General features: G+C 72.0%; 17 protein-coding genes. All 17 read right to left on the bottom strand.

Annotated elements, in window-relative coordinates; all coding sequences use genetic code 11:
• Positions 1-76: 76 nt before the first annotated feature.
• The 17 genes from IF655_RS22865 to IF655_RS22785 all read right to left on the bottom strand — a co-directional run bounded on the left by IF655_RS22865 (position 77) and on the right by IF655_RS22785 (position 21,514).
• Positions 77-1,120 (bottom strand): sugar phosphate isomerase/epimerase, encoded by a 1,044-nt coding sequence (locus tag IF655_RS22865; RefSeq protein WP_199586952.1) that lies wholly within the window; start codon positions 1,118-1,120, stop codon positions 77-79.
• Positions 1,121-1,208: 88 nt separating this feature from the next.
• Positions 1,209-2,522 carry an alkaline phosphatase family protein gene (locus tag IF655_RS22860; RefSeq protein ID WP_374100316.1) on the bottom strand — a complete coding sequence of 438 codons (1,314 nt, stop codon included), beginning with the start codon at positions 2,520-2,522 and terminating at the stop codon, positions 1,209-1,211.
• A gap of 164 nt (positions 2,523-2,686) precedes the next feature.
• Positions 2,687-3,856, bottom strand: a complete 1,170-nt coding sequence (eboE, locus tag IF655_RS22855; RefSeq protein WP_199586951.1) for a metabolite traffic protein EboE — start codon at positions 3,854-3,856, stop codon at positions 2,687-2,689.
• A 3-nt stretch (positions 3,857-3,859) separates the two neighbouring features.
• Entirely contained in the window at positions 3,860-4,759 is a 900-nt protein-coding gene (locus IF655_RS22850) for a TatD family hydrolase (protein WP_199586950.1), read from the bottom strand.
• Positions 4,759-5,448: an EboA domain-containing protein gene (locus IF655_RS22845; protein ID WP_199586949.1), complete on the bottom strand. Its 690-nt coding sequence runs from the start codon at positions 5,446-5,448 to the stop codon at positions 4,759-4,761. The genes IF655_RS22850 and IF655_RS22845 overlap by 1 nt, the downstream gene beginning before the upstream one ends.
• Positions 5,445-6,509: a sugar phosphate isomerase/epimerase gene (locus tag IF655_RS22840; RefSeq protein ID WP_242488875.1), complete on the bottom strand. Its 1,065-nt coding sequence runs from the start codon at positions 6,507-6,509 to the stop codon at positions 5,445-5,447. Before IF655_RS22840 ends, IF655_RS22845 begins: the two co-directional genes overlap by 4 nt.
• Positions 6,506-7,468: an SCO3242 family prenyltransferase gene (locus IF655_RS22835; RefSeq protein WP_307815025.1), complete on the bottom strand. Its 963-nt coding sequence runs from the start codon at positions 7,466-7,468 to the stop codon at positions 6,506-6,508. Before IF655_RS22835 ends, IF655_RS22840 begins: the two co-directional genes overlap by 4 nt.
• 59 nt (positions 7,469-7,527) lie before the next feature.
• Complete coding sequence (locus tag IF655_RS22830; RefSeq protein ID WP_199586948.1) at positions 7,528-8,667, bottom strand: inositol-3-phosphate synthase; 1,140 nt, start codon at positions 8,665-8,667, stop codon at positions 7,528-7,530.
• A gap of 93 nt (positions 8,668-8,760) precedes the next feature.
• The gene (locus IF655_RS22825) at positions 8,761-10,125 is read right to left on the bottom strand and encodes a ThuA domain-containing protein (protein WP_242488874.1); all 1,365 of its coding nucleotides are present in this window, start codon (positions 10,123-10,125) and stop codon (positions 8,761-8,763) included.
• A gap of 15 nt (positions 10,126-10,140) precedes the next feature.
• Positions 10,141-12,630, bottom strand: coding sequence for a PQQ-dependent sugar dehydrogenase (locus tag IF655_RS22820; RefSeq protein ID WP_199586947.1), 2,490 nt, complete (start codon positions 12,628-12,630; stop codon positions 10,141-10,143).
• A 94-nt stretch (positions 12,631-12,724) separates the two neighbouring features.
• Complete coding sequence (locus IF655_RS22815; RefSeq protein ID WP_199586946.1) at positions 12,725-13,723, bottom strand: sugar phosphate isomerase/epimerase; 999 nt, start codon at positions 13,721-13,723, stop codon at positions 12,725-12,727.
• Between the two features lie 13 nt (positions 13,724-13,736).
• The gene (locus tag IF655_RS22810; RefSeq protein WP_374100315.1) at positions 13,737-15,137 is read right to left on the bottom strand and encodes a Gfo/Idh/MocA family protein; all 1,401 of its coding nucleotides are present in this window, start codon (positions 15,135-15,137) and stop codon (positions 13,737-13,739) included.
• Entirely contained in the window at positions 15,134-16,174 is a 1,041-nt protein-coding gene (locus tag IF655_RS22805) for a substrate-binding domain-containing protein (RefSeq protein ID WP_199586945.1), read from the bottom strand. The genes IF655_RS22810 and IF655_RS22805 overlap by 4 nt, the downstream gene beginning before the upstream one ends.
• Positions 16,175-16,321: 147 nt before the next feature.
• Positions 16,322-17,341, bottom strand: a complete 1,020-nt coding sequence (locus IF655_RS22800; RefSeq protein ID WP_199586944.1) for an ABC transporter permease — start codon at positions 17,339-17,341, stop codon at positions 16,322-16,324.
• Positions 17,338-18,855: a sugar ABC transporter ATP-binding protein gene (locus IF655_RS22795; protein WP_199586943.1), complete on the bottom strand. Its 1,518-nt coding sequence runs from the start codon at positions 18,853-18,855 to the stop codon at positions 17,338-17,340. The genes IF655_RS22800 and IF655_RS22795 overlap by 4 nt, the downstream gene beginning before the upstream one ends.
• Positions 18,856-19,175: 320 nt before the next feature.
• The gene (locus tag IF655_RS22790) at positions 19,176-20,357 is read right to left on the bottom strand and encodes an ROK family protein (RefSeq protein WP_199586942.1); all 1,182 of its coding nucleotides are present in this window, start codon (positions 20,355-20,357) and stop codon (positions 19,176-19,178) included.
• 185 nt (positions 20,358-20,542) lie between these two features.
• Positions 20,543-21,514 carry a multicopper oxidase domain-containing protein gene (locus IF655_RS22785; RefSeq protein WP_199587003.1) on the bottom strand — a complete coding sequence of 324 codons (972 nt, stop codon included), beginning with the start codon at positions 21,512-21,514 and terminating at the stop codon, positions 20,543-20,545.
• Between the last annotated feature and the right edge of the window lie 38 nt (positions 21,515-21,552).

Raw genomic sequence — 21,552 nt, 5'->3', positions numbered from 1 at the left:
GTGTGTTCGGCATCGCCGGGAACCGGGCCGTGGCCGGCCGCGGCTCGGGGGCGAGGGGCGTGCGTGGTGTCTCCGGTCAGCACTTCTCGCGCAGCGAGTGCAGGTACGCGCTGGAGCGGCGGGCGAAGCGGAGGGAGTCGGTGGGGTTGTCGTGTTCGGTCTGCCAGTGGTGGGACTGGCGTTGACCGCGGAGGTGGGTGACGGCGGAGATGAAGCGCTGGTAGTCGATGTCGCCGTCGCCGACGTCCGTCATGCGGTAGCCGAACTCGTTGGTCGGGTCGCTGATGCCGTCCTTGACGTGGAAGAGGGGGTAGCGGTGGGGGTGGGCGAGGACGTAGTCGAGGGGCTCGAAGGGGGCGGGGGTGCCGTCGGGGCGCTTGGAGAAGCGGAACTGGCCCGCGTACGCCCAGTAGATGTCCATCTCCAGGTGGACGAGGTCGGGGTCGGTCTCCGCGAGCAGGACGTCGTAGAGGCGGACCTTGGGGTTGTCGGCGGCGAAGGCGAACTCGTCGGAGTGGTTGTGCTGGTAGAACTTCATGCCGCGTGCCTTGGCCGCCGCGCCGTAGGTGTTGAACTCCTGGGCGGCGCGCTTCCAGGCGTCGACGGTCGATCCGTAGCGGAAGGGGCCCGAGGCGGTGCCGATGTGCTTCAGTCCGAGGGCCTGGGCGTCGTCGAGGACCTGGTCGAGGTTCTGGGCGAAGGTGTAGGCGTTGGGGTCGTCGGAGTAGTAGCCGACGTGGCTCCCGATCGGGGTCAGACCGTGGTCCCTGGCCAGGCGCTTGAGGCGGGCGAGGGTGATGGGTCCGGCCGAGCCCTGGGTGTAGCCCGCGAACTCGATCTCGTCGTAGCCGTACTTCTCCAGTTCGGCGAAGACGGGGGCGAAGCCGAGGGTGCCGACCTTGTCGCGCAGGCTGTAGAGCTGGATGCCGAGGCGGCCGGGCGGGAGGACGGGGCGACCGCGACCGAGGGAGGACGCGGTCGGCGCGGTGGTGCTCGCGGCGGCGGGACCCGCTGCGGCGCCCAGCAGCGCGGCGGCCGTGGCGCCCGCGGCGACGCCCAGCATGCCCCTTCTGGAGAGGCGGTGGGTGAGTTCGGGGTCATTGCGGGAAATGCGGCTCATGTGGGAACTCCGGGGTGTGGGCGGGCGTTGTCGGTGGTGAGTGCTTCACTGGGGACCAGGTGCACAGGGCAGGTCTGGTGACGGATCGTCAGGTGAGACCTGCGAGTCGGAGCAGGAGTGGTTTCACATCGGTGGCCGCGAGGCGGTCGCCCACGGCACGGGGGGTGGAGCAGATGAGGAGCGGACCGTCGTCGTCGCTCGCGGGAAGGCGCCCGTGGCTGCCCCGAATAGGTGACGGGTCAAGGGGTACGACCGCCATCCGGTAGCGCATGCCGAGCTTCTTGCGGGCCAGCGCGGCCGCCGCCTTGACCTTGACGTAGGGGTCCAGGGGGTCCATGAAGAGTTCGACCGGGTCGTAGCCGGGTTTGCGGTGGATCTCCACGAGCCGTGCGAAGTCGGGCGCTCGGGCGTCGTCGAGCCAGTAGTAGTACGTGAACCAGGCGTCCGGTTCCGCGACGGCGACGAGTTCGCCGGAGCGCGGGTGGTCGAGGTGGTGGGCCTTCTTGCCCTCGTCGTCCAGGAGTTGCGCGATGCCGGGCAGGTCCGCGAGGGCTGCCCGGGTGGCGTCGAGGTCCTCGGGGCTGCGCACGTAGACGTGGGCGATCTGGTGGTCGGCGACCGCGAAGGCACGGGACGCCATCGGGTCGAGGTACTCCATGCCGTCCTGCGTGTGCACCTCCAGCAGCCCGGCGCGGCGCAGGGCGCGGTTGATGTCGACGGGACGGTCCACCCGGGTGATGCCGTACTCGGAGAGCACGACGACGGTACGTCCCTCGGCGCGGGCGTCGTCCAGGAGCGGTGCGACCGCGGCGTCCAGGTCGGCGGCCGCGGTGAGGGAGCGCGGGTCGTCGGGGCCGTAGCGCTGGAGGTCGTAGTCGAGATGCGGGAGGTAGCAGAGGGTCAGGTCGGGGTGGCGGGTGCGCTGGATGTGGCGGGTGGCGTCGATGATCCAGCGGCTGGAGGCGAGTCCGGCGCCGGGTCCCCAGAACTGGAAGAGGGGGAACGTGCCGAGCTTCGCGGTGAGTTCGTCGTGCAGATCGGGAGGTCGGGTGTAGCAGTCGGGTTCCTTGCGGCCGTCGGCGTAGTAGACGGGACGAGGGGTGACGGTGATGTCGGTGTCGGCGCCCATGGCGTACCACCAGCAGATGTTGGCCACGGTGTAGCCGGGGTGCGCGCGACGGGCGGCGTCCCAGAGCTTGTCCCCGGCGACGAGACCGTTGTGCTGGCGCCACAGCAGGACGTCGCCCAGCTCGCGGAAGTACCAGCCGTTGCCGACGATGCCGTGTTCGGCGGGCATGACACCGGTCAGGAAGGTGGACTGCGCTGCACAGGTGACGGCGGGCAGGACGGTGCCGAGGTGGGCACGTGAGCCCTGGGTCGCGAGTGCGCGGAGGTGGGGCATGTGCTGGAGGAGACGGGGGGTGAGGCCGACGACGTCCAGGACGAGGAGGGGTGTCGGGCGGCTGGATTCGGGCCGGGGCGGCGCCGTGGGTCGGTGGGGCGCGGGCTCTGGCAGGGGCGGCGATCGATGGGACGCGGGCTCTGGCAGGGGTGCCGGGCGGGGGGTCACGGCAGCTCCTTCAGACCGAGGTCGGTGAGCAGGTCGCGGGCGAGGGCGAGTTCGGCGGCGATGCCGTCGGCGAGCTGGGCGCGGGTGCGGGGTCTGAGCGTGGTGGGGAGGGCCTGCCAGGTGTAGGTCTCGACCTCCAGGTGGCGGGTGAGCGGGTGCGGGCCGCCGACGAGGCGGGTCAGGGCGGTACTGAGGACCGGGAGGGTGGAGGTGAGCGGCGCGGCGGGCGCCGCGTGCAGGGGGACGTGGACGTGGGTGCGCCACGGCGCGGTGTCGGGCAGCGAGCCGTCCTGGAGGGCGTCGCCGAGGTCGTCGGTGCCGTGTCGTCCGGTGGCGGTGAGGGTGCGGGTCTGGTGCAGGAAGCGGGGTTCCGCGAAGGCGGCGAGAGCCTCGCGGACCTCCGGGCGGTGCGGGTGCTCGGCGTGGAGGGCGGCGGAGAGCTGGGACTTGACGACGGGGACACCGGCGTGGACGAGGGCGTCCAGGGCGGTGTGCGGGTCTTCGAAGGAGGTGGCGAGGTGGCAGGTGTCGACACAGATGCCGATGCGGGGGTGCGCGATGTCGGTGAGGGGGGTGAGGGCGTCGGCGGTGATCTCGATGACGCAGCCGGGTTCGGGTTCGAGCCCGACGCGGAGGGAGCGGCCGGTCATGTCCGCCAGGGCGTCGAGGCGTTCGCCGAGGGTGCGCAGCGCGGTGCGGGCGGTCTCCATGCGGGCCGGATCGGCGACGGTGCGCCAGGCGAGCGGCAGGGTGGAGATGCTGCCCTCGGGGATGTCGTCGGGGAGGAGTCCGGCGAGGATGCGGGCGAGGGCGGTGGTGTGGCGGAGCCGTTCGGGGTCGGCCCAGTCGGGTTTGTAGACGCGGTACTTGACCTGCTGGGAGCCGAAGCCCTCGTACGGGAAGCCGTTGAGGGTGACGACCTCCAGTCCGCGCCGGTCGAGTTCGGCGCGGAGGGCACCGATGGCGCAGGGGTCGTTCTCCAGGGTGAGGGCGGCGTCCTTGGCGAGCCAGAGTCCGATGCCGAGACGGTCGCGGCCGAGGCGGCGGCGGACGGGTTCGCAGTGGTCGCGCAGTTGGGCGACGACGGCGTCGAGGGTCTCGGCGGGGTGGACGTTGGTGCAGTAGGCGAGGTGGATGAGCGAGCCGTCGGGGTGGCGGAAGCGCACGGGTCACTCCTCCCCGGCGGGTGCGGCGGCGGGGTCGGCGGCGGGCGCCGTGTCTCGGGGGACGCCGCGGAGGATGGAGTTGCCCTCGTGGGTGGGCTCGGTCGCGGCGACGTCCAGCTCCAGCCGCCCGCTGAGACCGTAGAAGGCGACCGGGTTGCGCCACAGGACGCGGTCGACGTCGTCCTCGGTGAAGCCCTCCTTCAGCATCAGGTCGGCCACCTTGCGGGTCTTCAGGGGGTCGCTTCTGCCCCAGTCGGCGGCGGAGTTGACCAGGACCTGTTCGGGGCCGTGGGCGCGGAGGATGGCGACCATCCGTTCCTCGTCCATCTTGGTGTCGGGATAGACGGAGAAGCCGAGCCAGCATCCGCTGTCCTTGGCTTCCTTGACGGTGGTCTCGTTGAGGTGGTCGATCAGGACGCGTTCGGGCGCGAGCGCGGACTCCCGTACGGCGTCGAGGGTGCGGCGCAGACCGGTGAGCTTGTCCCGGTGGGGGGTGTGGACGAGCGCGGGCAGCCCGTGGTCGGCGGCGAGCTGGAGCTGGGCGGCGAGCGCGGTGTCCTCGGCGGGGGTCATCGAGTCGTAGCCGATCTCACCGACGGCGACGACGCGGTCCTTGACGAGATAGCGGGGCAGTTCGTCGAGGACGGGGGTGCAGCGGGGGTCGTTTGCCTCCTTCGGGTTGAGAGCGAGGGTGCAGTGGTGGGCGATGCCGTACTGGGCGGCGCGGAACGGCTCCCAGCCGAGGAGGGAATCGAAGTAGTCGAGGAAGGAGGCGGTGGAGGTCCGGGGCTGGCCGAGCCAGAAGGCGGGCTCGACCACGGCACGGACACCGGCGGCGTGCATGGCCTCGTAGTCGTCGGTGGTGCGCGAGGTCATGTGGATGTGCGGGTCGAAGATGCGCATCAGGACTCCTTGCGGTGGGGGTCGCGGTCGTCCGTGGTGTGCGGCGGGGGGCCGGGCTCGGTCAGTGACAGGACGAGGTCCAGGTCCGAGGGGACGGGGCGGCCGGCGGCGGTGCGCTCGGCGGCGAAGTCGGTGAGCATACGGGCGAGTTCACCGTCACCCCGGGCGCGTGCGGCGAGCTGGTCGACATGGGCGACGGGCACGCCGGTGAACAGGCACTTCAGGACGGCGTGCCGCCACAGGTGCGGGTCCAGATGGCGGGCGGCGTAGGGACCTACGGCGGCGGCCAGGAGCCGGGTGTCGTTGGTGCGCAGCGCGTCCTCGATCAGGGGGAGGGCGTCGGGACCCGGTACGAGGTCGGGCAGTGCGCGCAGGACGGCGCGGCGTTCGTCGGCGGTGCCCTGGTGGTAGAGGCGGGCGAGGTCGGCGGGGGTGGGGTGGGCAGCGTGCAGGAGGAGGACACGGGCGGTGTCGGCGTGTGCGGGACCGCATCGCCGCCCGGCCTCCGCGAGCCGCAACTCCCAGGCGGGGAGGGAGCTGCGGCTGGCGGTGGGGTCGGCGGCTTCGCCCAGGGCGTGGTCCAGCCAGTCGCGGGCGGGAGGTGCGAGGTGGGTGCGCAGGTCGTCCAGGACGGACGAGGGTCTGGCGTCGGGGGGAGCGCTTTCGGGTGCCGTGTGGGAGGAGGTCATGCGCTGCTCCCTTCCGTGGAGGGGAAGGACCGGGTGGCGGCCGCTTGGAGGAAGGGCAGGGAGATCTCGGCGTAGTGGGGACCGGCGTGGGAGTGGCGGGGCAGTTCGACCACGGTGAGTCCCTGGTACGGCGTGGCGGCCAGGGCCGCGAGGACGGCGGGGAAGTCGATGTCGCCCTCACCGAAAGGCAGGTGTTCGTGGCGTCCGCGCCGCATGTCCTCGATCTGGACGTGCCGCAGCCAGGGGGCGGCGGCTCGGACGCAGTCGGCGGGAGAGAGGGGTTCGAGGCACTGGCAGTGGCCGATGTCGAGGGTGAGACCGAGCTGAGCGGGGTCGCCCAGGGCGTGCCGGAGGCGGTGGAAGTCCGCGAGGGTGGCGAGCAGATGGCCGGGCTCGGGTTCGACGGCGAGGGGGACACCGGCGGCTGTCGCGGCTTCCAGGACCGGGGTGAGGGCTCCCGCCAGCCGGTCCCAGGCCGTGTCCGCGTCCGTGCCGGGCGGGAGCGTGCCGCTGAAGCAGTGCACGGCGTGGGCACCGAGGTCGGCGGCGACCCGGACGGCACGGATCAGCAGGTCGGCACGGCGCGCCCGGTCGGCGGGGTCGGGGTCGAGAAGGGAGGGACCGTGTTTGCGGCGCGGGTCGAGGACGTAGCGGGCTCCGGTCTCCACGGTGACCTGGAGTCCGAGCGCGGCCAGGCGGTGGGCCACCCGCCGGGTGCGGGCGGCGAGGTCCGGGGCGAGCGGGTCGAGGTGCATGTGGTCGAGGGTCAGGCCGACGCCGTCGTAGCCGAGGTCGGAAAGGAGGGCGAGGGCGTCGTCGAGGCGGAGGTCGGCCAGACCGTTGGTGCCGTAGCCGAAGTGGAGGGCGGTGGGGGTGATGGGTCGTTCGTCGTCGCCGGTGCGGGGTCGGGTCGCGCTCGCCTTCTTGGTGACTCGGGCGGTGAGCGGGGCGGGGGACGCGGTGACCGGCGCGGGGTCGGGAGCGCCGTCGGTGCCGAGGCAGAGGGCGTCACGACGGGCCGCCCGCTCGCTCTCGGTACGCCGTCGGATCGTGGACCTCATGTCACGCTCACCCTCTTCGCGAACCGTGCGGCGAGCGGGGCCAGCGCCGCGGTGATGAGCGCGCTGACCGGGGCGCCGGAGCGGGCGCAGAGGGCTGCCTGGAGGGGGATGGTGGCGCGGATGCCGCCGCCGACGGCTCGTTGGGTGAGCGGGGGTGAGGGGTTGAGGGTGGCGTGAAGGTAGGGGCGGGCGGCGGTCGCGGCGTAGGCGGCGGCGCAGGCGGCGGGCAGCGCCGCGAGAACTCCTGATCTGAAGGAGATCAACTGGCCTTTGGCGCCGGGTAGTTTGCCCTTCGCCAGGGTGCGTCCTCGGCTTACCAGACGTGTCAGGACACCGGTGGTGGCAAGCGCCGCCAGCGGCGTCAGCGGAGCGCCGCCCTGCGTCTCGTGGCGGGAGACCGCCGTGAGCGCGAGGGTGTGCGTGCCGAGCAGGGCGGCGGAGGGAAGCGCCGACCGGACGTGGCCCGAGGTGGCGGCGGCGCCGAGCAGGAGGTCCAGGGCGCGGGCCGCCGCCATCGCGGCAGGACCCGCCGGGGTGCGTTTGAGTCCGAGGTCGTACGCCCAGACGGTGGCGGCGAGGGGTACGGCGACGGTGAGCGCGGGTCGGCCGGACCGCGCCGCGAGGGCGAGACCCGCGATGGTCAAGGCGCAGACTGCGGTGAGGGCGGCGGCGGGGCGGACGCGGCCCGAGGGCAGCGGGCGGTGCGGGCGTTCGGCGGCGTCCTCCGCACGGTCGGCCCAGTCGTTGAGGACCATTCCGGCCTCGTACAGGCAGAGGGAGGAGCCGATGGCCCACAGGGTACGAGGACCGGGGCGACCGGACGCCGAGGCGCTGCCGGCCAGGACGTCACCGGGGACGGTGAACAGGGCGGGGAGGCGGAGGAGTTCGGCCCAGGCGGCGGATTGGCTCCCGCTGCCCTGGGCGGGTTGCGGGGAGGTGGGAACGGCAGGGCCGTCCACGTCGGCAGCGGTGGTGTTCCGCACGGTGGGGTCGGTCGCGGGCGCTGTGCCGGGAACCCTCACCGCCCCTCCCCCGCGCCCCCGGCGTCACCACGCAGCCGGTCGGCGAAGCGTGCGAGCGCCGCGTACTGCTCGCCCAGGGCCGCGGGTCCCTCCCCCACCGGGTCCTTGAAGTAGAAGCCGAGGTCCCCCAGGGGACCGGACAGACCTGCCGTCCGGGCGCGGAGCACCAGCCGGGCCAGGTCGAGGACCAGCGGCGCGGCCAGCGCCGAATCGCAGCCCTGCCAGATGGTCTGGAGGATCATGCGGGTGCCGAGGAAGCCATCGAAGGCGATGTGGTCCCAGGCGGTCTTCCAGTCGCCGAGGGCGGGGACGTCGTCGATGTGCACGGCGCCCTGGACCGGTGTGCCGAGGGTGTCGGTGAGGACGCGTTCCTTGCCCGCGTTCTTGGCGGCGGCCGCGGCGGGGTCGGCCAGTGCGGCGCCGTCGCCGCCGCCGAGCAGGTTGGTGCCGGACCAGGCGCGTACGGCGAGGGCGCGCTGGGCGAACATCGGCCCGAGCACCGAGCGCAGCAGGGTCTGGCCGGTCTTGCCGTCCCGGCCCGCGTACGGCAGTCCGCTCTGCGCCGCTGCCGCCGCCAGTGCCGGGTGGTGGAGGCCGGTGGAGGGGGTGAAGTTGACGTAGGGGCAGCCCGCCTGGAGGGCTGCCGCCGCGTACAGCGAGCTGGGCGGGAGGGAGTCCCCGGCGGCGGGCTCGGTGGAGGCGACGTTGACGACGACGGTTCCGGCGGGGGCGCGGCGGGCGGTGAAGTCGCGGATGTCGGCGGCGAAGGCGTCGATCAGTTGCCGCTCGTCGCGGCTGTCGCCCGGGAGCGGTCCGCCCGGGACGATCTCGCGGTCGGCGGCGGCGAGTTCGGCGGCGACGGCGCTGGGGAGTCCGGGTGGCAGGACGCCGCCTGCCGCGAGTTCCTCGGCGCGTTTGGGCAGCGGGCAGTCCAGGGTGTCGTGGCCGCCGAAGACGAGGGAGGGCAGTTCGGGCAGGTCGCAGCCGGTGAACAGGGCGGTCTCGGTGACCATGCCGGTGGGCGGGTGCAGCCCCGAGGTCACCGCGGCGCAGCCCGCGACGACGGTGGTCGCGACGGAGCCTCGGGCGCCGATGAGCCACACTCCGGCGTGGCCTCGGGAACGGGACGCGGACATGGTCGGCCTCCTTGTCGGGCGCGGACGCGCTCGGGCAGCGGTGAAGGTGGGGGGACGGCGGGCGGGAGTACGGCGTCTCCCGCCCGCCGCCGGTCAGCGGCCCTGAGCGGGCAGTTCCTTGATCCGGACATCACGGAACGACACTTCGTCACCGGCCCCGTGGTTCTGGAGACCGATGTGTCCGTCCCGCAGGCTGCGCGCCGGATCGGTGTTGGTGAAGTCGTTGACCGGTACGCCGTTGAGCCAGACGCGAAGGTGTTCGCCCTCCACGCGGATCTCGTACGTGTTCCACTCCCCCGGCGGGTTCAGGGCGCGGTCGCGTGCCGCCAGGTCGGCGGACTGGAAGCCGTACACGGCCCCGGTGGTCTTCTCCGGGACGTCGGTGGCGTCGATCTGGATCTCGTAGCCGTTGTCGACGGCGGACCAGGGGTCGTCCGAGGGCGGGAAGCCCACGAAGACCCCGGAGTTGCCGTCGCCGGTGACCTTCCAGTCGAGTTTCAGGGAGTACGAGGAGAGACCGGAGGCGGCGTACCAGAGCAGGCCCATGCCGCCGGTGGAGGTCAGGGTGCCGTCGTCGGCCAGGGTGAAGGAGCCGGGTCCTGCCTGCCGCCAGCCGTCGAGCGACCCCGCGCTCCCGTCGAAGAGCGCACGGTAGCCGTTCTCCGGGCGGCAGTCGGCCTGAGCGGTGCCGGTCGCCCACCGCAGACCGCCCAGCAGGTGGGCGCGGAAGGCGGGGTCGGCGTAGGACTCCTTGGTGTGGCCGCCGCCGGTGTAGAAGGCGCGACCGCCCTGGTACTCCTGGCACCAGGCGATGGGGTGGTCGCCGTTCATGGTGCCGCCGGAGTACGTGGACTCGTCGAGCGAGGCCAGGACGTGGGCGCGTTCGCGCGGGTCGGAGCGGTAGTTGTACCACTCGTCGGTGCGCTCCCACCGGGCGGGCAGGTAGGCGGTCGAGGGGTGGGCGTGGTCCTCGACCACGACGGTGGCGGGCTGGATCGACGGGTGCGAGTCGAACCAGGCTCCGGCGAGTCCGCCGTAGAACGGCCAGTCGTACTCGGTGTCGGCGGCCGCGTGGACGCCGACGTAGCCGCCGCCCTGGTGAATGTAGCCCTCGAAGGCGCGTTGCTGGGCGGGGTTCAGGACGTCGCCGGTGGTGGAGAGGAACACCACGGCGTCGTAGCGGCGCAGGTTGCGGGCGGTGAAGGCGCCCGCGTCCTCGGTGGCGTCGACCGTGAAGCCGTCGGTGTCGCCGAGTTGCCGTACGGCCGCGATGCCGTCGGGGATGGAGTCGTGGCGGAATCCGGCGGTCTTGGAGAAGACCAGGACCCGTCCGCTGTCCGCGGGGCGTGCGGCGGCCGGGCCGGTGACGCAGCCGAGGAGCAGCGCGGTTCCGACGGCCGCGGTGGTGAGCAGGCGTGTGGTGCGCGGGCGTGTCGTGCGCGGGCGTGTGGTGCGCATGGGGGTGCCCTCCGCTCAGCCGGTGGTGAAGGTGAAGTCGTCCACGTCGAAGAGGGCTCCGGTGCCGCCCTTGAAGACCAGGTAGAGCGTGGTCGTGACCTTGGGCGCGCGGGACAGGTCGGCGCTCACGTCCTGGAAGGTCTCCCAGCTCCCGGTCACCGGCACGGTCGCCTTGCCGAGCAGCGTGCCCTTGGGCGATCCGGCGCGGACCTCGAGCGTGCCGCCCGCGCCGCCGGAGGAGATGCGTGCGCTGATCTTCTTGGCGTTGCCGAGCGCGTAGGGCGTGAAGGAGATCCAGTCGCCGTCGTGGATGTCACCGACGGTCTTGCCGCCGTGGGCGGTGTCCTTGGACTGCGGGGTGATGCCGGAGGAGTCGGTGTAGTGCTCGGCCTGGCGGTGGCGGGGCTGGGCGACGTTCTGGTCGTGCGAGGTGAGCGCCGCCTGGCCGCCGCCTCCGTTGTCGGTGTACTCGGCGTCGAACACCCCGAAGATGTTCTCGTCCTCGTCGTGACCGCCGTCGGCGCTGGTCTGGATGGTGCCGGTGCAGCCCTGGGCGGAGGTCAGCGGGTGGCCGTGAGTGTCGTGGCCGAGGATGAAGTGGACGGTGACCTTGGAGCAGTCGATGTTCCTGCCGTCCTCGGGGTCGGTGACCTCGACCGTGAACGGTACAGCGTCACCGAAGCTGAACAACTGCCCGTCCTGCGGGAGTTGGAGCGTCACGGTGGGCGCGGTGTTGCCGACGACGACGCGTACGGCGGCGCTGCCGGTGCGGCCGGAGGGGTCCTCGGCGGTCAGGGTCGCGGTGTAGGTGCCGTTCTTGCGGTAGGTGTGCGTGGGGTTGGCGGCGGTGGAGCTGGTGCCGTCGCCGAAGTCCCAGTGGTGGGTGAGGGTGTCGCCGTCCTGGTCGGTGGTGCCGGCCGAGGAGAAGCGGACCTTCAGCGCGGCTTGACCTGAGGTCTTGTCGGCGGCGGCCTTGGCGACGGGCGAGTGGCCGTCGGTGGCGTTCTCGATGCGGTAGAGCGCCGAGTTCTCGTCGCCGCCGAACCAGGCGGTGCCGTAGTCGAGGACGTACAGCGCGCCGTCGGGACCGAAGGCCATGTCCATCACCTGGGTGCCGGTCCAGGGGAAGGCGTTGATCGACTGCACCGCTCCGTCGGCGCCGGTGTCGATGCGCTTGATCCAGCGGCGGCCGAACTCACCGGCGAAGAAGTTCCCGTCGTACGCCTCGGGGAACTTCACCGGGGAGTCGAGGGCGGCGTCGTAGTGGTAGACGGGTCCGCCCATCGGGGACTCGGAGCCGTCGCCGAACTCCGGTACGGACGCGCCGTCGTAGGGGATCCAGGCGGGCTGTGCCGGGGGCAGCTCGGTCAGGCCGGTGTTGTGCGGGGAGTTGTTCTTCGGGGCGGCGCAGTCGAAGGCGGCGCCGGAGGACTTGGTGGCGAAGTCGTAGTCGACGTAGGCGTCGTTCTTGCCGGTGCAGTACGGCCAGCCGAAGTTGCCGGGACCGGTCACGCGGGCGAACTCGACCTGACCGCCCGGTCCTCGGGCGGGGTCGGCGGCACCGGCGTCGGGACCGTAGTCACCGACGTAGAGGACGCCGGTCTCCTTGTCGACGCTGAAGCGGAACGGGTTGCGGAAGCCCATGGCGTAGATCTCGGGGCGGGTCTTCGCGGTGCCGGGGGCGAAGAGGTTGCCGTCGGGGATCGCGTAGGAGCCGTCGTCCTTCACCTTGACGCGCAGGATCTTGCCGCGCAGGTCGTTGGTGTTGCCCGCGGTGCGCTGGGCGTCGAACGCCGGGTTGCGGTCGGCGCGTTCGTCGATGGGGGTGAAGCCGTCGGACTGGAAGGGGTTGGAGTCGTCGCCGGTCGACAGGTAGAGGTTGCCGTCCTTGTCGAAGTCGATGTCTCCGCCGACGTGGCAGCAGATGCCGCGCGAGGTCGGCACGTCCAGGATCTTCTTCTCGCTGGCGGCATCGAGCGTGCCGTCGGTCTTCAGGACGAAGCGGGAGAGCCGGTTGACGCCGTCGAAGGGAGCGAAGTCGGCGGCGGTGCCGGTCTCGGGGGCGTCGCCTGGCGGGGTGTCGAGCGGGGGCGCGTAGTAGAGGTAGACGAACCGGTTGTCGGTGAAGTGCGGGTCCACCCCGACGCCTTGGAGTCCCTCCTCGTCGTGGGAGTACACGGCGAGCTTGCCCGCGGTCCGGGTGGTGCCGGTGGCGTCGGTCAGGCGGAGTTCGCCGTCGCGGGAGGTGTGCAGGACCGAGCGGTCGGGCAGGACGGCGAGGCTCATGGGCTCACCGACCTCCGCCGCGCCTTGGGCGAGGGCGACCTGCTGGAAGTCCTCGGCGGCGGCCGTACCACCCCGGTCGGCGGGGGTGGCGACGGCGGCGCCGGGTGCGGTGAGGGCGGGGGCGGCGCCGATGAGCAGCGCGGCACCGATCAGGGCCAGGGCGGTGCGCAGCCGTGGCGGCCGGGTGGGGGTACCGGTGGGGCGGTCTTTCCCGTGCACGTGTGCCTCCAGATGGGGCGGGTCGTACGGGCGGGTGCGGGTGCGCCGGGATGCGCCGTCATCCCGGTGGGGGCGGATAGCCGTGAACGTGGGGTCAGTTGCCGAAGGCCGCGTCGAACGAGGCCGACGGTGGGTCGAAGTCGTACGCCTTGAGGCGGGCCAGCGCCTCGGGGGCGCCCTGGAGCCGGTCCATGCCGGCGTCCTCCCACTCGACGGAGATCGGACCCCGGTAGTCGATGGAGCGCAGCATCCGGAAGACGTCCTCCCAGGGCACGTCGCCGTGCCCGGCGGACACGAAGTCCCAGCCGCGGCGCGGGTCGCCCCAGGGCAGGTGGGAGCCGAGGCGCCCGTTGCGGCCGTCGAGGCGCTTGCGGGCCTCCTTGCAGTCGACGTGGTAGATCCGGTCGCGGAAGTCCCAGAGGAAGCCGACGGGGTCGAGGTCCTGCCATACGAAGTGGGAGGGGTCGAAGTTGAGACCGAAGGCGGGACGGTGGTCGACTGCCGCCAGGGCGCGCTGAGTTGTCCAGTAGTCGTAGGCGATCTCGCTCGGGTGGACCTCGTGGGCGAACCGCACGCCCTCGGCGTCGAAGACGTCCAGGATGGGGTTCCAGCGCTCGGCGAAGTCCTGGTAGCCGCGCTCGATCATCGCCTCGGACGCGGGCGGGAACATGGCGACGAGGTGCCAGATGGCGGAGCCGGTGAAGCCGATCACGGTGTCGACGCCGAAGGCTCCGGCGGCGCGGGCGGTGTCCGCGATCTCGGCGGCGGCCCGCCTCCGTACACCCTCGGCGTCGCCGTCGCCCCAGATCCGGGCGGGCAGGATCGCCTGGTGGCGCTCGTCGATGATGGCGTCGCAAACCGCCTGTCCGACCAGGTGGTTGGAGATCGCCCAGCACTTCAGACCGTACTTGCCGAGGAGTTGGTGACGGGACGCGATGTACGACGGGTCGGCAAGTGCCTTGTCGACCTCGAAGTGGTCCCCCCAACAGGCGAGTTCGAGTCCGTCGTAACCGAAGTCGCGCGCGAGGCGGCAGACCTCCTCCAGCGGGAGGTCGGCCCACTGGCCGGTGAACAGGGTGAAGGTGCGGGGCATGGCGGGGCCCTCCTCAGACCGCGATCGGGGTGTAGACGGAGTTCTTCGCCGCGCTCTCCTCGACGGCGGCCAGGACGCGCTGCACCTGGAGTCCGTCGGCGAAGGACGGCTGTGGCCTGCGGCCCTCGGCGATGGCGTGCACGAGGTCGCGGACCTGGTGGACGAAGGTGTGCTCGTAGCCGAGTCCGTGCCCCGGCGGCCACCAGGCGTCCAGATAGGGGTGGTCGGGCTCGGTGACGAGGATGCGGCGGAAGCCCGCGTGCGCGGCGCCCTCGGTGGCGTCGTGATACTGGAGTTCGTTGAGCCGTTCCAGGTCGAAGGCCAACGAGCCGCGTTCGCCGTTGAGTTCGAGGCGCAGGGCGTTCTTGCGACCGGTGGCGTAGCGGGTCGCCTCGAAGGAGGCGAGGGCACCGGAGGGAAAGCGGGCGGTGAACACGGCGGCGTCGTCCACGGTGACCTGGCCGGTACCGGCGGCGGTGACCGCCGCCAGACCACTGGTGGGCGCGCTCGGCAGGGGGCGCTGTCGTACGAACGTCTCGGTGAGGGCGGAGACCCCGGAGAGCGTCTCCCCCGCCAGATACTGGGCGACGTCGACGATGTGCGCGCCCAGATCACCGAGCGCGCCCGACCCGGCAGCCTCCTTGCGCAGCCGCCAGGTCAGCGGGAACTCCGGGTCCACCAGCCAGTCCTGGAGGTACGCCACCCGGACGTGGCGCAGGGTGCCGAGCCGTCCCTCGGTGATCATCCGCCGGGCGAGGGCGACAGCGGGAACGCGCCGGTAATTGAAGCCGACCATCGCCAACTGACCTCGTTCGTACGCCTCTTCAGCCGCGCGGGCCATCGCCTCCGCCTCCTCGACGGTGTTGGCGAGAGGCTTCTCACACAGCACGTGCTTGCCCGCGGCGAGGGCGGCGACCGCGATCTCGGCGTGGCTGTCGCCGGGGGTGCAGATGTCGACCAGGTCGACGTCGTCGCGGGCGATCAGGGCACGCCAGTCGGTCTCGGTGGCGGCCCAGCCGTGCCGGTCGGCGGCGGCGCGGGCGGCGGCGCCGTCGCGGCCGCAGAGCACGGACAGGACCGGGCGGCGAGGCAGGTCGAAGACGCGGCCCGCGGTGCGCCAGCCCTGGGAGTGGGCGGCGCCCATGAAGGCGTAGCCGACCATGCCGACGCGCAGCGGCGGTTTCCCATCCGCCGGGCGGTCACCGTCCCCGGCGGGGCGAGCCTCCTGCCCCGCCACGCGATCGGCTTCCCCGTCTGAGCGGCTCTCGTCCCCGTCCGGGCGCCCCTCGTCCCCGTCCGGCCGGTCCGCGCCGGTCCGCTCCCCTGCTGACTGCTGCGGCTGTGCCATGCGGTGGGTCCTCTCCTCGTCCTCGTACGGGGTGGTGCCGTGCGGGTGCGGCAAGGGCCCGGTCACCGGAAGCCGGTGGGCATGTACTGGTCGACGTTGTCCTTGTCCACGACGGCCGAGTAGAGGGTGATCGAGGCGGGGATCTCGAACTCGGCGAGGCCGCCGATGCCCTTGCTCTGGCCGAGGGCGCGGGCGAGGTCGATCGCGGAGGCGGCCATCGTCGGCGGGTAGAGGACGGTCGCCTTGAGCACGCTGTCGCCGCGCTTGATCGCCTGGAACGCGGCGAGCGCCCCGGCGCCGCCGACCATCAGGAAGTCGTCGCGTCCGGCCTGCTCGATGGCGCGCAGCGCGCCCACGCCCTGGTCGTCGTCATGGTTCCACAGGGCGTCGAACTTCGACTGCGCCTGGAGGAGTTGGGCCATCTTCGCCTGACCGGACTCGACGGTGAAGTCGGCGGCCTGACGGGCGACCTTCTTGATGTTCGGGTAGTTCTTGAGCGCGTCGTCGAATCCCTTGGTGCGCTGCCGGGTCAGCTCCAGGTTGTCGAGTCCGGCCAGTTCGACCACGCGGGCACTCGCCTTGCCCTTGAGTTTCTCGCCGATGTAGTGCCCGGCGTTGAGACCCATGCCGTAGTTGTCGCCGCCGATCCAGCAGCGGTACGCCTGGGGGCTGTTGAAGACGCGGTCGAGGTTGACGACCGGGATGCCCGCGCGCATCGCCTTCAGCCCGACCTGGGTGAGCGCCTTGCCGTCGGCGGGCAGCACCACCAGCACGTCGACCTTCTTGTTGATCAGGGTCTCGATCTGGCCGATCTGCGCGGCGGTGTCGTTGGAGCCCTCGGTGATCTCCAGGGTGACGTCCGCGTACTTCCTGGCTCGCCGCTTGGCGTTGTCGTTGATGGCGTTGAGCCAGCCGTGGTCTGCCTGCGGACCGGCGAACCCGATGGTGACGCGCTTGCCGGGCTTGTCGTCGGCGACCGGCTGGTCGTCCGCGCCGGTCTTCTCGTCCTTGGACTCGTTGCTCGTACACCCCGCGAGCACGACGCCGGCGGAGACGGCGGCGCTCCCGAACAGCAGTCCTCTGCGACTGGGGAGGTGCGACATGGCGGTGAACCTTTCCTCGGGGCTCGGGCGTGCTCGGGTCGTGTCTCGGTCTGCTCGGTGCTGCTCAGGTCTGCTCGGTGCTGCTCGGTGGTGCTCAGGTCTGCTCGGTGCTGCCCGGTTCTGCTCGTGTCGAGGGCGCGGACGCGCTCAGGTCGTGTTCGCGGTCCGGCGCTGCACCAGCACGGCGGCGACGATGATCGCGCCCTTGGCGATCTGCTGGACGTCGCTCTGGAGGTTGTTCAGGGCGAAGATGTCGGTGATCGTGGTGAAGATCAGGACGCCGAGCACGGAGCCGGTGATGGTGCCGCGTCCCCCGGTGAGCAGCGTGCCGCCGATGATCGCGGCGGCGATGGCGTCCAGTTCGTAGAGGTTGCCGTTGGTGTTCTGGCCGGAGCCGGACAGGATGATCAGCAGGAAGGCGGCGATCCCGCAGCACAGCCCGGACAGCAGATAGAGGTAGAGGCGCTGGCGGCGTACGTCGATCCCGGCGAGCCGGGCGGCTTCGGCGTTGCCGCCGACGGCGACCGTACGGCGGCCGAAGGTGGTGCGGTTGAGCACCAGCCAGCCGATGACGGTGACGACGGCGAAGACCAGGACCAGCGGAGGGATGCCGAGGACGTAGGCGTCGCGCTCGCCGAGACCCAGGACGGAGTCGACGGTGACGATCTGCGTGCGCCCACCGGTGATCTGGAGGGCCAGTCCGCGCGCCGAGGCCAGCATGGCGAGCGTGGCGATGAACGGGACCATGCCGCCGTAGGCGACGAGCAGGCCGTTGACGAGTCCGCAGCCCACGCCGACGATCACTGCGGTGAAGAGGATGCCCGCGAACCCGAAGTCCTGGGTCGCCACCGTGGTCGCCCACACCGAGGCGAGGGCGACGATCGCGCCGACGGACAGGTCGATGCCGCCGGAGGTGATGACGAAGGTCATGCCGACGGTGACGACACCGATCACCGACGCCTGGGTGAGGACGAGTTGGAGGTTGCGGGTGTCAAGGAACTCGTCCGGCTTGGTGACTCCGCCGATCACGATCAGAGCGGCGAGGACCCCGAGCAGGGAGAGGGTGCGGACGTCGGCGCGACCCGCGAGCGCGCGCCAGGCGGGGGGCGGGGCGGCGGTGGGCACCTTGCCGGTGCCGTACCGGGGCGGGGAGGCGGGCTGCGTCATGACGCCGGGCTTCCTTCCATGACGAGGTCGAGGACACGGTGCTCGTCCAGTTCGCGGGCGGGCGCCGTGTGAACGACGCGGCCCTCGCGCAGCACCAGGACGCGGTCGGCGAGCCCGAGCACCTCGGGGACCTCGCTGGAGACGAGCAGGACGGCGAGACCCTCGTCGGCGAGCCTGCGCACCACGGCGTACAGCTCGGCGCGGGCGCCGACGTCGACGCCCCGGGTCGGCTCGTCGAGGAGCAGCACCCGGCAGCCGCGCAGCAGCCAGCGGGCGAGGACCGCCTTCTGCTGGTTGCCGCCGGAGAGGGTGCGTACGGGGACGGCGGGGTTGTCGGGGCGCAGGGAGAGTTCGCGGGTCGCGGCGCGCGCGGCACCGCGCTCGGCGTTGCGGTCGATCCAGCCGCCGCGCGCGAACCGGGAGAGCGAGGACACCGAGACGTTGCGGGTGACGGACTCCAGCATGAGCAGGGCCTGCGCCTTGCGTTCCTCGGGGGCGAGTCCGATGCCCGCGCGTACGGCGGCGCGCACGCTGCCGGGGCGCACCGGGCGTCCGCCGACCAGGACCTGGCCGGTGTCGGGCTTGCGGGCGCCGTAGACGGTCTCCAGGATCTCGGACCGCCCGGAGCCGACGAGCCCGGCGATCCCGACGATCTCGCCCGGGCGTACGTCGAGGTCGAACGGCGCGAACTCACCGCTGCGGGAGAGCCCACGGACCTCCAACAGCGGTTCTCCGGAAGGGGGTTCGGTGGGACGGTCGGGGAAGACGTACTCGACGTCGCGTCCCGTCATCAGGGTGACGACCTCGCGGGTCGGGGTCGTCTTCGCGGGCAGCCCGCGTGCCACGGCCCGGCCGTCCTTCAGCACGGTCACCCGGTCACCGATCCGGCGGATCTCGTCCAGGCGGTGCGAGATGTGGACGACGGCGACGCCCTCGGCGGTGAGTCCGGCGACCACGCGGAAGAGGTTGTCCACCTCGTCGGGGTCGAGCGCGGCGGACGGTTCGTCCATCACGATGAGCCGTACGTCGTGGGACAACGCCCGCGCCATGGACACGATCTGCTGCTGCGCGGCGGACAACTCCCCCACCAGGCGCGCCGGTTCGATCTCGGGATGCCCGAGTCGGCGCAGCAGCGCGGCGGTGTTCGCGCGGGCAGTGCAGCCCCGTACGACGAATCCGGCGGTGGTGGGTTCGTGGCCGAGGTGGACATTCTCCGCGACCGACAGGTGCTCCACCAGGTCGAGTTCCTGGTAGATGGTCGCGATGCCGAGGCGCATGGCGGCCATCGGGGAGCGGAGGACGACGGGGTCGCCGCGCCAGCGGATGACGCCGGTGTCGGGCTGGTGGGCTCCGGCCAGGACCTTGATGAGGGTGGACTTTCCGGCGCCGTTCTGGCCGAGCAGGCAGTGGACCTCGCCCTCCTGCACGTCGAGGTCGACGCCGTCGAGCGCCCGGACTCCGGGGAACGCCTTGGTGATGCCGGTCATGCTGAGCAGGGGTGGTTCCGATGCCATGTGGGTTCCCCTCGGCGGGCGTGCGGGCCTGTGTCAGGGCGGTGCGGCGGCGGGGCGGGCGGTACGGGTGGTGGCAGTACGGGGTGGTGCGGCGACGGGTCGGGCAGTACGCGGTGGTGCGCGGTGCGGGTGGTGCGCGGTGCGGGTGGTGTCTGCGCGCGGGGCGTGCCGAAGGGTGCTCGCGCGGTGGACGTGCGCTTGCGCGGTGCGTGCCGGGCGGTGCTCAGGCGGTACCGGGCGGTGCTAGGCGGTGCCGGGCGGTGCTTTCCGTGGCGCTGTTCCTGCGGGCCGTCCGGCGGTTCGGTGCCGGACGGGGGCGGTCACGCGGGGGAGAACAGGTGGTCGCTGATGAGGCGGGCCGCGCCGATGACTCCGGCGTTCTGTCCCAACTCGCCCAGGACGATGGGCAGGTTGCCGGTCGCGAGCGGCAGCGACTGGCGGTAGACCTGGGTGCGGATCGCGGCGAGCAGGGTGTGGCCGAGGCCGGTCACCCCGCCGCCGATCACCACGAGACCGGGGTTGAAGAAGCTGACCAGGCCCGCGATGACCTGGCCGGTGCGGGTGCCGCCCTCCCGGATGAGGTCGAGCGAGACGGCGTCGCCCGCGGCGGCGGCTGCGGCGATGTCGACGGCGCTCAGCGTGCCGTGCGTCTCCAGGCGGGAGGCGAGTTCCGCCGAGAGTCCCTGTCCGGCCGCCTCCATCGCGTCACGGGCGAGCGCCGCTCCGCTGAAGTGGGCTTCCAGACAGCCCCGGTTGCCGCAGGCGCAGGGGCGGCCGTCGGGCACGGCCTGGATGTGCCCGATGTCGCCCGCGCTGCCCGTGGCTCCCCGGTACACCTCGCCGCCGACGACGATGCCGCAGCCGATGCCGGTGCCGATCTTGACGCAGAGGAAGTCGCCGACGGAGCGGGCGACCCCGGCCTGCTGCTCGCCCATCGCCATCAGGTTCACGTCGTTGTCGACCATGACGGGACAGCCGAGTTCCTGGCTGAGCGCCTCCCGCACGGGGAAGCCGTCCCAGCCGGGCATGATCGGCGGAGCGACGGGCACCCCCTCCGGGAAGCGGACCGGGCCCGGGACGCCGATCCCGGCGCCGTCGAACCCCTCCGCCAGCCCGGAGGACCTGAGCTTGGCCGCCATGGCGAGGACGTGCTCGAAGACCGCGACCGGACCTTCGCGTACGTCCATGGCCTGGTTGAGGTGGCCGAGGACCTCCAGCTCGGCGTTGGTGACGGCGACGTCGACCGAGGTCGCGCCGATGTCGATGCCGAGAAAGCGCAGGCTCGGGGCGAGACGGAGATTGTGGGAGCGGCGCCCGCCGCGCGAGGCGGCGAGTCCGTCGGCCACGATCAGCCCCGTTCGCAGGAGACGGTCCACCTCCACGGCCAGCTTGGACCGCGACAGCTCGACCTGATCGCCCACCTGCGCACGCGAGTTGGGTCCCTGGTCGCGCAACAGCCGCAGCAGGCGGGCCTGGTGGGCGTTGGCGGGTCGTGCCGTCATGCGTCTCACGAGTCCCTCCCGCCTCGATGGGGCCGTCCGTCGCGTTCTTTCGGGTGGAACGTAGCAGCGGGCGCCGGGAGTGGGAAGAAGTAGCGCGGGAATTCGTACCGACTTTCTCCACTCACAGGACAAAGACGCGGGGGCGATGACGGCGAGACAGCCCTCGTCCGCCGCGCGGACGAGCGTCAGTGGTCATGGTGCGCGGCGGTGTGGTGTCCCGAGTGGCCCGGCACGGTCCCGTCGGGCTTCGCCACCAGGAACAGCCCGGCCATCCCCATGTCGGAGTGGCTCTGTACGTGGCAGTGGTACATCCACGCGCCCGCGCCGACGTGTTCGCCCGCTATGACCTGGAAGCCGAAGGAGTCGGCCGGTCCGGTGATCTTGTTGTCGATCACGCGGCTGGGGTCGTCGGGCCCGGTCAGCAGGCCCGTGCGGTTGTCCGCCCAGCGGTGACCGTGCATGTGGAAGGTGTGGTAATACTCGCCGTGCGTGATCATGACGATCTCGACGCGGTCGCCCACCGTGGCCTCGAAGTTCGGGGTCTCCCCCGCCGCCTTGTTGTTGATCGTCATGTCGTTGAAGACGATCGTGAACTGCTTGTCCGGCAGGATGTCGCCCTTCCGGCGCACGACGACCGGACCGTACAGACCCTTGCGGATGCCGCCCGTTCCGTGGTCGGTGCCCACGACGTGGTCGTGGTAGTGCCAGTAACCGGCGCTGCCCGGCTGCCAGGTGCCGTCCTTGCGGCGCCCTGGTGCGTGGGTGCGCCAGGTGTAGGTGCGGGTGCCGCCCGCCTCGACGTGGCTGCCCGTCATCCGGGTGCCGTCGTTGGCGATGTCGTAGTCGACGCCGTGGACGTGGAGGCTCACATCGCCGTCGGTGGTGTTCTCGAACTCGATGTGCAGGGTGTCGCCCTCGACCAGCTCGATGAGCGGACCCGGCACGGTCGCCTTGCCCTTCTCCAGGCCGTAGCCGAGCTGTCCGCCCGGCAGTTTCTCGGCGTAGAGCTTGAGGTGGCGCACCTGGCCGCCGGCCGGAGCCGTGGGCGGAGCCGGTTCCGCGGCGGAGGGTGCGGAGGTCACCGACAACGTTGCCGTACCGGTCGCGGCGACCACGCCGCCGGCCAGCATCCGTCGCCCGAACGTCCTTCTGTCCAGAGCCATACCGGTCTCTCCAGTGTCGTGAGGAGACGAGC

The organism is Streptomyces sp. DSM 110735 (assembly GCF_016482685.1).
Lineage (GTDB): Bacteria > Actinomycetota > Actinomycetes > Streptomycetales > Streptomycetaceae > Streptomyces.
This window is presented reverse-complemented; position numbering and strand designations above follow the sequence as displayed.

Excerpts from the sequence above, each read along its gene's own strand:
- IF655_RS22865 (WP_199586952.1), bottom strand. The coding sequence starts at position 1,120 with ATGAGCCGCATTTCCCGCAATGACCCCGAACTCACCCACCGCCTCTCC.
- IF655_RS22860 (WP_374100316.1), bottom strand. The coding sequence starts at position 2,522 with ATGCCCCACCTCCGCGCACTCGCGACCCAGGGCTCACGTGCCCACCTC.
- IF655_RS22850 (WP_199586950.1), bottom strand. The coding sequence starts at position 4,759 with ATGCGCATCTTCGACCCGCACATCCACATGACCTCGCGCACCACCGAC.
- IF655_RS22845 (WP_199586949.1), bottom strand. The coding sequence starts at position 5,448 with ATGACCTCCTCCCACACGGCACCCGAAAGCGCTCCCCCCGACGCCAGA.
- IF655_RS22840 (WP_242488875.1), bottom strand. The coding sequence starts at position 6,509 with ATGAGGTCCACGATCCGACGGCGTACCGAGAGCGAGCGGGCGGCCCGT.
- IF655_RS22830 (WP_199586948.1), bottom strand. The coding sequence starts at position 8,667 with ATGTCCGCGTCCCGTTCCCGAGGCCACGCCGGAGTGTGGCTCATCGGC.
- IF655_RS22825 (WP_242488874.1), bottom strand. The coding sequence starts at position 10,125 with ATGCGCACCACACGCCCGCGCACGACACGCCCGCGCACCACACGCCTG.
- IF655_RS22815 (WP_199586946.1), bottom strand. The coding sequence starts at position 13,723 with ATGCCCCGCACCTTCACCCTGTTCACCGGCCAGTGGGCCGACCTCCCG.
- IF655_RS22805 (WP_199586945.1), bottom strand. The coding sequence starts at position 16,174 with ATGTCGCACCTCCCCAGTCGCAGAGGACTGCTGTTCGGGAGCGCCGCC.
- IF655_RS22800 (WP_199586944.1), bottom strand. The coding sequence starts at position 17,341 with ATGACGCAGCCCGCCTCCCCGCCCCGGTACGGCACCGGCAAGGTGCCC.
- IF655_RS22795 (WP_199586943.1), bottom strand. The coding sequence starts at position 18,855 with ATGGCATCGGAACCACCCCTGCTCAGCATGACCGGCATCACCAAGGCG.
- IF655_RS22790 (WP_199586942.1), bottom strand. The coding sequence starts at position 20,357 with ATGACGGCACGACCCGCCAACGCCCACCAGGCCCGCCTGCTGCGGCTG.